At 67.4% G+C, this 8,651-nt stretch carries 7 protein-coding genes; 4 read left to right on the top strand and 3 right to left on the bottom strand.

All coding sequences use genetic code 11. From position 1 onward, the window contains the following. The first annotated feature begins 437 nt into the window (after positions 1–437). Positions 438–2,273, top strand: a complete 1,836-nt coding sequence (locus PVZ78_RS06980; protein WP_273828435.1) for a nitric oxide reductase activation protein NorD — start codon at positions 438–440, stop codon at positions 2,271–2,273. A 379-nt stretch (positions 2,274–2,652) separates the two neighbouring features. Here PVZ78_RS06980 and PVZ78_RS06975 read toward each other — a convergent pair whose 3' ends face one another. Continuing rightward, a complete protein-coding gene (locus PVZ78_RS06975) occupies positions 2,653–2,847 on the bottom strand; it encodes a hypothetical protein (protein WP_028682730.1) in 195 nt (64 codons plus the stop codon). Further along, on the bottom strand, positions 2,844–3,527 hold the full coding sequence (locus tag PVZ78_RS06970; RefSeq protein WP_009049464.1) for a Crp/Fnr family transcriptional regulator: 684 nt from the start codon (positions 3,525–3,527) through the stop codon (positions 2,844–2,846). The genes PVZ78_RS06975 and PVZ78_RS06970 overlap by 4 nt, the downstream gene beginning before the upstream one ends. 597 nt (positions 3,528–4,124) lie before the next feature. Between PVZ78_RS06970 and PVZ78_RS06965 the strand changes: the two genes are divergently transcribed. Further along, entirely contained in the window at positions 4,125–5,315 is a 1,191-nt protein-coding gene (locus PVZ78_RS06965; protein ID WP_016704284.1) for an NnrS family protein, read from the top strand. 28 nt (positions 5,316–5,343) lie between these two features. Continuing rightward, entirely contained in the window at positions 5,344–5,784 is a 441-nt protein-coding gene (locus PVZ78_RS06960; protein ID WP_016704283.1) for a CopD family copper resistance protein, read from the top strand. Positions 5,785–5,825: 41 nt separating this feature from the next. Here PVZ78_RS06960 and ytfE read toward each other — a convergent pair whose 3' ends face one another. Then, a complete protein-coding gene (gene ytfE / locus PVZ78_RS06955; protein ID WP_009049461.1) occupies positions 5,826–6,542 on the bottom strand; it encodes an iron-sulfur cluster repair protein YtfE in 717 nt (238 codons plus the stop codon). Between the two features lie 155 nt (positions 6,543–6,697). On the opposite strand from ytfE, the gene norR reads away from it, so the two are divergent. Further along, the gene (gene norR, locus PVZ78_RS06950; RefSeq protein WP_029527060.1) at positions 6,698–8,224 is read left to right on the top strand and encodes a nitric oxide reductase transcriptional regulator NorR; all 1,527 of its coding nucleotides are present in this window, start codon (positions 6,698–6,700) and stop codon (positions 8,222–8,224) included. Positions 8,225–8,651 lie beyond the last annotated feature (427 nt).

Raw genomic sequence — 8,651 nt, 5'->3', positions numbered from 1 at the left:
AGGACAGGCACGACGACGATCTCTATGTAGCCGCTGTCGAGCGCAGCGAGGCTGCGATCGGTCGCGCAGCGGCCGCGAACCGGGCCATGCGGTCTTTCAGGAAAACCGCGTGCACAGGTTTTGCGAGGACTGCGTCGGAATGCCGCCCACCTCGATCGCAGCCTCGCAGGCTCGGCAGCGGCTACAGGACAACGCACGATGANGTAGCCGCTGCCGAGCGCAGCGAGGCTGCGATCGGCAGCACAGCGGCCGCAAACCGGGCCATGCGGTCTTTCAGGAAAACCGCGTGCGCAGGCTTTGCGAGGACTGCGTCGGAATGCCGCCCACCTCGATCGCAGCCTCGCGGGCTCGGCAGCGGCTACGAAGATTGGATAGCGCTGGAAAAGGTCGGTCCGGTTGATCGGACCGTTTTTCTGTACTGGAAAAAAGGAGGTTCCATGGCCTTCACCCTGGAACTGGAAGAGTGGGTCGGCAGTGTCTGGCACCGTTTCATCACCCGCCGCGCCAGCGTGGATTTTCCCGAGGCGCGGGTCGAGCTGGCGCCGCGCCAACGGGCCCTGGCCCTGTTGTTGCGGGCCATGGGCGGCGACGGTCGCGGCGTCGAGGCGGCCAGCGAGCGCGACCTGCTGTTGCGCCGCAGCCTGTTGCAGCAGATCGCCGGCACTTGCCGGCAACTGCCCCTGGCCTGGTGCGACGCCGACAACCTGCGCCTGCCGGCCAGCCTCGCGGTGTTTCCCGAGGCGGCGTTGAACGAGGAGCTGTATCGCTGGCTGGCCCTGCTGGCGGCGCAGTCCGGGCCGATGCGTCATTGGGGCCGGGACAACCAGCGCTGGACCCGGCGCCTGTTGCAACGCTACCCGGCGTTGCAGGATCGCTACCAGCGGCTGGTCGAGGCGCATCTGCAACTGCGCCCCGATCCGGCCTCGCTGAGCCGCCCCGAGGCCGCGCTGGAACGAGCCTTGTGCCAGGCCCTGCGCGAGCCCGGCAGTGTCGCCGAATTTCCCCGCAGCGAACGCGCGGCCTGGCCCGTGCCGTTATGGCTGTACCCACCGCTGCACCTGGCCAGCCCGCTGGCCGCCGATCTTGAGGACTCGCCGGAGGATCTGGCGACCACGGCCGGCGAGCAGGCCGGCGGACGCAAGCGCGCCAGCCGGGTCGAGGACAGCAGTCGCGACGGCGGCCTGCTGATCCTGCGCCTGGAGAACCTGTTCAGCTGGACCGAGCATGTGGACCTCGACCGCTGGGCCGACGACAGCGAAGACCCGGACGCCGCCCGGGTCGCCGCCGACCTGGATGAGCTGACCCTGTCGCGCACCCGCCTGCGCAAGGGCGGCGGCCTCAAGCTGCACCTCGACCTGCCGCCGGCGGATGTCGATGACATTCCCCTGGGCGAGGGCATCCACTTGCCGGAATGGGACTATCGCAAGGGGCGGCTGCAGGAAGCTTTCGTCAACCTGCAGATGCTGGTGCCGCGCGATTGCCAGGCGCAGCCGCTGCCGTCGCGCCTGAAGCCCTCGGCGCAGTTGCTGCGGCGGCAGTTCCAGCAGCTGCGCAACGACCGCCAGTGGTTGCGCCAGCAGCCCCAGGGTTCGGAGCTGGATATGCAGGCCTGGCTGGATTTTCACGTCGAGCGCGCCCATGGCGCCTGCGCCGAGCGCGGCCTGTTCATGGAGCAGCGCCAGACCCGGCGTGACCTGGCGTGCCTGCTGCTGGCCGACGTCTCGATGTCCACCGATGCCCACCTCAACGACGAGCACCGGGTGATCGAGGTGATCCGCGACAGCCTGCTGCTGTTCGGCGAAACCCTGGCTGGCCTGGGTGACGACTTTGCCTTGTACGGGTTTTCCTCGCTGCGTCGCCAGCAGGTGCGCATGCAGGAACTCAAGGCCTTCGACCAGCGTTACGACGACCACACCCGCGGGCGGATCCAGGGGCTCAAGCCGGGGTTCTATACACGCATGGGCGCGGCGATCCGCCAGGCCACGCGCCTGCTCGCGGGCTGCAAGCGCCAGCGCAAGTTGTTGCTGTTGTTGACCGATGGCAAGCCCAACGACCTCGACCTCTACGAAGGCCGCTATGGCGTCGAGGACACCCGCGAGGCGGTGCTGGAAGCGCGCCGCCAGGGGCTGACGCCGTTCTGCATCACCATCGACCGCGAAGCAGCGGCTTACCTGCCGTACATGTTCGGCGCCAATGGCTACACCCTGATCCGCCAGCCCGAGCAACTGCCGCTGCGTTTGCCGCAGTTGTATCGACAGCTGACCCAGCCTTGAGGCGCAACACCCCTCGACGGCAGGCGCCAGGCTCGCCAGCGAAGAGATCCGCGGCTGTTGCCCGCGCCTGGGACACCTTCGCCGGCGAGGGCAGGCGAGGGGGAAGGGTTCAAGGTTCCAGGCAAACCTGGTGTGCAGGCCTTGCGGGGACTGCATCGCAATGCCAATCAGGCAACGCGTTATTTCAGGTAAATCTCGCGCATAGGTTTTGCGAGGACTTCGTCGGAATGCCGCCCACCTCGATCGCAGCCTCGCTAACGCTCGACAGCGGCTACACGTAGAGACCAGAGCCGTGCGCGGTCCTGTAGCCGCTGCCGAGCCTGCGAGGCTGCGATCGGCTGCGTAGCGGCCGCAACGGTGTTCCAGGCAAAAGCGTCCGCTAGGAGCGCGGCAGCCAGAAGAACATCGCCACGCAGAACAGCGTCAGACCGATGCAGAACCCGGTAAAGCGCCGCAACCGGCGTTGTTCGGCGTGCGCCGCGGTGGCCGGCAACGGCATGCCGCAGTGGCGGCAGGCGCTTTGCCGAGGCGGGTTGGACTGTTGGCAATACAGGCAGACCGGCCCGGCGCTCATTCGAATTGCTCCAGGCGCGGGCGGTCGAGAATCACGATCTGGCGGCCGTCCTGGCTGATGATCTTTTCATCGATCAGGCGGCGGATGATCCGCGAGAAGGTCTCCGGCTGGATCGCCAGGTGGCCGGCGATCAGCTGCTTGGCCATCGGCAGTTCGAACTGGCGCTCCACCGGTTGCAGCTGCATCAACTGCGTCAGCAGATACCGCACCACCCTGTGGGTGGCGTTCTTCAGCGACAGGGTTTCGATCTCGTTGACCCGCTGGTGCAGGCGCACGCAGAGCTTGCCGAGCAGGGCGAAGGTCAGGCGGCTGTTGCTTTGCAGCAGGCGCAGGTAGGTGTCGTTGGACAGCCGATAGAGCTGGGTCGGGCCGATGGCTTCGGCCGAGGCCACATAGTCCGGCGTGTCCATCAGCATCATGGCCTCGGCGAAGGTCTGGCGCGGGCCGATGACCTCGAACACTTTCTCCTGCCCATCCGGCGTCAGGCGGTAGATCTTCACCGCGCCGGCGATCACGAAATAGAAGGCCTCGGCCGGCTCGCCCTGGCGAAACAGCGGGTCACCCTTGTCGAGGCTGAGCAACTGGCTGGCCGCCATCAACTCGTCCAGCTGTTCCTCGTTGAGGGGCTCGAACAGGTGATGGCTGCGCAGGATCTGGTGATGCACGCGATGAAGCACCATGAATATTCATCCTTAATGGTTTGGAGGGGAGGGCGGCTGCCAGGCAAGAGCTGCCGGACCAGGGCTGTCAGACAAGGCCGAGGGCGACACGGCTGGCGAGGGCGAGGATCGCGCCGAGGACGACAAACCACGTCAGTGGCTGAAGGGTTTTTTTCAGGAAGGCTCCGGCGGTGTTCATGGTGGCTCCGGTAATTCGGGAGGGATGGGGGTGCCCTGTGTTCAGCAAGACCCGGGCCAGGCGCCAGGGCCCCTGTACGCGGGGGATCCGCGGTTGCGTGGTCAAAAAGACCTGGCGATTTCGGGTGTAAATGACTAGCGAATGGTCAATTTGACCCGCTCATTGAAAGACGAACCCCGGTACCGCGCCAGCCGCACCCCCGGCCCGCCGGCTTATGGCCGCGCGAGGCTGCGATCGGGCCCCGGGGCACGCCCCTTGCACTGCCAGAAAGGACGGCGGGCACAACAGCCCGCCGCATCCCGGGCAAGCTTGATTTGCGACAACGGCAAGGGCGCGCCAATGGCCGATGATGGCCGGGGATTTCATTCGCCGCGTGTCGACCGTCGCCGGGTCGGCCGCTGGGTAAAGGAGTGGGCTTGATGCAAGTACTTGACCGTCGTGCAGCGCTGGCGATCGTGCCGCTGTTACGCCTGGCCTTCCGGCCGTTCTTTCTCGCCGGTTGTGTCCTGGCGCTGCTGGTGGTGCCGCTGTGGCTGACGGCCCTGCAGGGTGCCCTGGGCGACTGGCAACCGGCGGGGGGCTGGCTGGGCTGGCACCGCCACGAACTGCTGTTCGGTTTCGGCCTGGCGATCATCGCCGGCTTCCTGCTGACCGCGGTGCAGACCTGGACCGGCCAGCCGGGCCTCTGCGGCAAGCCGCTGGCGGCCCTGGCCCTGCTCTGGCTGGCCGCGCGCCTGGCCTGGCTGGGCAGCGCGCCCTGGCCGCTGCTGGCGGTGCTGGAGCTGGGCTTTCCCCTGGCGTTGGCTGGGTTGATGGGCCGCATGCTGTGGAAGGTACGGCAGCAACGTAATTACCCGATTGTCCTGGTGCTGCTGTTGCTCGCCGCGGCCGATGGCCTGTCGGTGGCCGGCCTGCTGCAAGGTCACGAAGGCTGGCAGCGCCAGGGCGTGCTGAGCGGCCTGTGGCTGGTGGCGGCGATGATGAGCCTGATCGGCGGGCGGGTGATTCCGTTTTTCACCCAGCGCGGCCTCGGTCGGGTCGCGGCCGTGGCGCCCTGGCCGTGGCTCGATTATCTGCTGCTGGTGGGCTCGGCCTTGGTGGCGCTGCTGTATGCCGCCGGGCCGGCGCTGGTGGCCAATACCTGGGTCGGCGCGCTGTTCCTGCTGCTGGCGGCCGGGCACCTGCTGCGGCTGTGGCGCTGGCAGGACCGCGGGCTGTGGCGGGTGCCGCTGCTGTGGTCGCTGCACCTGGCCTACGCCTGGCTGGCGCTGGCGTGCCTGGGCATGGCGCTGTGGCATTTCGGCGCGCCGCTCAACCCCAGCCTGGCCCTGCACGGCCTGACCATCGGCGCCATGGCCGGGCTGATCCTGGCGATGATCGCCCGGGTCAGCCTGGGCCACACCGGGCGGCCGTTGGAACCGCCGGCGGGCATGACCCTGGCGTTCATCCTGCTCAACCTGGCCTGCCTCAGCCGGGTGCTGCTGGTGCTCTGGCTGCCGGTGGCGGCGTTGTGGCTGGCGGGCCTGTGCTGGGCCCTGGCCTTTGCCCTGTACGTCTGGCGCTACGGGCCGATGCTGCTGCGGGCGCGGGTCGACGGGCATCCGGGCTGAGCCTGAACGCAGAGCAAGGAGAAGGGCAATGATCTACCCCTGGTTACTGGTCACGCATTTGCTGGCGGCCATCGCTTTTATCGGCACGCTGTTCTTCGAGGTGTGCATCTGGCATACGGCGCGCCGGCAACTGGCGAGCGACGCCCAAGTGGCGGCGGACCAGGCCATCGCGGTGCGTTCGCGCAAGGTCCTGCATGGCGTGGTGCTGCTGTTGTACGGCGCCGGTATCGGCCTGGCCTGGCAGCATCGCGGCGCCTTGAGCCAGCCCCTGGGCAGCAGTTTCGCCAGCCTGTTGAGCCTGAAGATTGTCCTGGCCCTGAGCATCATCGGCCATTACCTGTTGCTGGCGTACTGGCTCAAGACCGCGCGGCTGAGCGCCGGCCGCGCCTGCTGGATCCGCCGCAGCGTGCTGGGGCACATGCTGCTGATCGTGGTCCTGGCCAAGGCGATGTTCTATTGGCACGGCTGAATGAACGTGCCAGCCACAGGGCTGGCACGGGAGGGCGGGGCTCAAGCGTTCAGGGCATTGACGAACAGCACGTTGTTTTCCAGGTGGATGTGCTGCATCAGGTCGTCGCGAAATTCGCTCAGCCCGCGGTACAGCGCGCGCCAGGTGTTGCAGGCGTCGGCGGGCGGGGTGATGTGGTCGGTCAGCACCAGCAGCTTCTCCAGGGCCTCGCCATGTTGCTCGTGTTCCAGGCGCAGCACGTGGATCGGCGGCGCGGCCCGGCGGCCCAGGCCCTGTTGCAGCATCGGGAACAGCACCTGTTCTTCCTTGAGCATGTGGCCTTCGAGCTCCTGCTGCATGTCCCGCAGGTGATCGGCCAGGCCGTTGGGGCAGCTGCTGCGGGCGCCATGCACCTGCTCCACGCGGCAGGCCAGGCGGATCAGTTCCGGCAGCTGTTCGCGGTGGCGGGCGTGGTAGCGGGTGAGGATATGGGCGATCAGCGCCTCGCTCGGTTCATCGCGCCAGTCCTGCTGCCGGGCGGCGCTGTCTTGCAGCAGGTGCAGGGCCTCGGCGATCTGCACCGGGTCGAGGCCTTTGCCGAGGGCGGCGTCGCGCAGGGTTTTCTGCCCGCCGCAGCAGAAGTCCAGGTTGAACTCATGAAACACCCGGCTGGCGCCGGGGATGTCGCAGGCCAGTTGGCCGAGGCTTTGCTCCAGGAGGTTGTGCTTCGAAGCGTCTGGTTGGGAAGGAGCGGGTCGTTCCAGCAGTGTCGGGTTCATCAGGTTTTCCTTGTTGGAGTGGCAACGGTTCCCCTGGGCCGTTGCAGTCGGCATGCCAGCTGTAACTTTTTGAAAATAATGGATTAATTTTTTGTCGTGGTGCGGATGACCCCGAAACCACGGGGTTAAAACCACCAGAAAGGGTGATGACTACCATGTTGCGTGAAAGTCTGGCGGCCGACCTGATTGTCGAGTTGCCCAATGCCGTGCGGTTGCAGCGTCTGGTGCAGACCCTGCGGGAATACTTCAAGGCCGGGGCCGTGGGCCTGCTGCGCCTGGACGACGACAGCCTGCGGCCGCTGGCCACCGTCGGCCTGGTGCACGAAGCCATCGGCCGGCGCTTTGTGATTGCCCAGCACCCGCGCCTGGCGGCGATCATGGCGTCCCGCGAGCCGACCTGGTTCGAGCCCGACAGCCGCCTGCCGGACCCCTATGACGGGCTGCTCGACCACCCGGACAACGGGCCGCTGGCGGTGCACGACTGCATGGGCGTGAGCCTGTATGTGGAAGGGCGGGTCTGGGGCGCCATCACCCTCGACGCGCTGCGCCCCGGCACCTTCGACCGCCAGGCCCGCGACGAGCTCAAGCGTTGCAGCCTGCAGATCGAGGCGGCGCTGCGGGTCACCCGCCTGGAGCAGGAGAACCGCAGCCTGCGCCTGTCCCGCAGCGAGCCGCAGGATGCGCGCGGGCCGGTGGAGGAGGGCGAGATTCTCGGCCAGAGCGAAGTCCTGCATCAGTTGCTCAACGAGCTGGATGTGCTCGCCGATTCCGAATTGCCGGTGTTGCTGCTGGGCGAGACCGGGGTCGGCAAGGAGCTGTTCGCCCGCCGCCTGCATCGCCTGTCCCGGCGCGCCCACAAGCCGCTGGTGCAGGTCAACTGTGCAGCGCTGCCGGAGTCCCTGGCCGAGAGTGAGCTGTTCGGCCACGTCAAGGGTGCCTTCTCCGGCGCCACCAGCGACCGCGCCGGGCGCTTCGACGCGGCCAACGGCGGCACGCTGTTTCTCGACGAGGTCGGCGAGCTGCCGTTGAGCGTGCAGGCCAAGTTGCTGCGCACCCTGCAGAACGGCGAGATCCAGCGCCTGGGGGCGGACAAGCCGCTGCATGTGGATGTGCGCATCATCGCCGCGACCAACCGCCACCTGCCGGACAGCATCCGCGACGGGCTGTTTCGCGCCGACCTGTACCATCGGCTTTCGGTGTACCCGGTGCCGATCCCGCCGCTGCGCGAACGCGGCCCGGATGTGCTGGTGCTGGCCGGGCATTTCCTCGAGCTCAACCGCAGCCGTCTCGGCCTGCGTGGCCTGCGCCTGTCGCCGGCGGCCGAACGGGCGCTGCTGGCTTACCCCTGGCCGGGCAATGTGCGGGAACTGGAACACGTGATCAGCCGCGCCGCGCTCAAGCAGCTCAGCCGTGGCGGCAGTCGCAGCCAGATCCTGACCCTGGAGCCGGACGTGCTCGATCTCGACAGCTCGGTGAAGGGCGCGGAGCCGCTCGAACCGTCGCCACTGGCGGCCGACGACGGACCCTTCCAGCCCCTGAGCGAAGCCGTCGACGATTATCAGCGGCAGAAGATCCACCAGGCCCTGAGCCGCTGCCGCAACAACTGGGCCCGCGCCGCACGCTTGCTGGAAGTCGACCCGAGCAACCTGCACAAACTGGCTCGGCGCCTGCGGCTCAAATAGCAGGCCGGCCGACGTTCGATTGCCTCTGTAGGAGCGAAGCTTGCTCGCGATGAACCTGAGAACGATGCGGGGTGTCAGGTTATGCGCGTCACCGTTGACGACCATCGCGAGCAAGCTTCGCTCCTACAGAAGCAGCGGCTGGCGCGCCACATGTAGCCGCTGCCGAGCCTGCGAGGCTGCGATCGAGGTGGGCGGCATTCCGACGCAGTCCTCGCAAAGCCTGTGTACCGGATCTACCTGGAATACCGCGTCTCCTGGATTGGCGGCTGCTGCGCAGCCGATCGCAGCCTCGCTGCGCTCGGCAGCGGCTACGGAACATGGGTGTCTAGAGAGCGGCGCAGTTGCTACAGAAGATAGCGATCGGCAACTGCCGTTGATGGCGATCAAGGTCATGCCCGGCGCGGCCTCGCAGACTGCGCAAAACCCC

The sequence above is a fragment of the Pseudomonas sp. SBT1-2 genome (assembly GCF_028640875.1).
Classification (GTDB): Bacteria; Pseudomonadota; Gammaproteobacteria; order Pseudomonadales; family Pseudomonadaceae; genus Aquipseudomonas; species Aquipseudomonas chlororaphis_I.
Note: the sequence above shows the minus strand (reverse complement) of the source record. Positions and strands in the feature narration are given on the sequence as shown.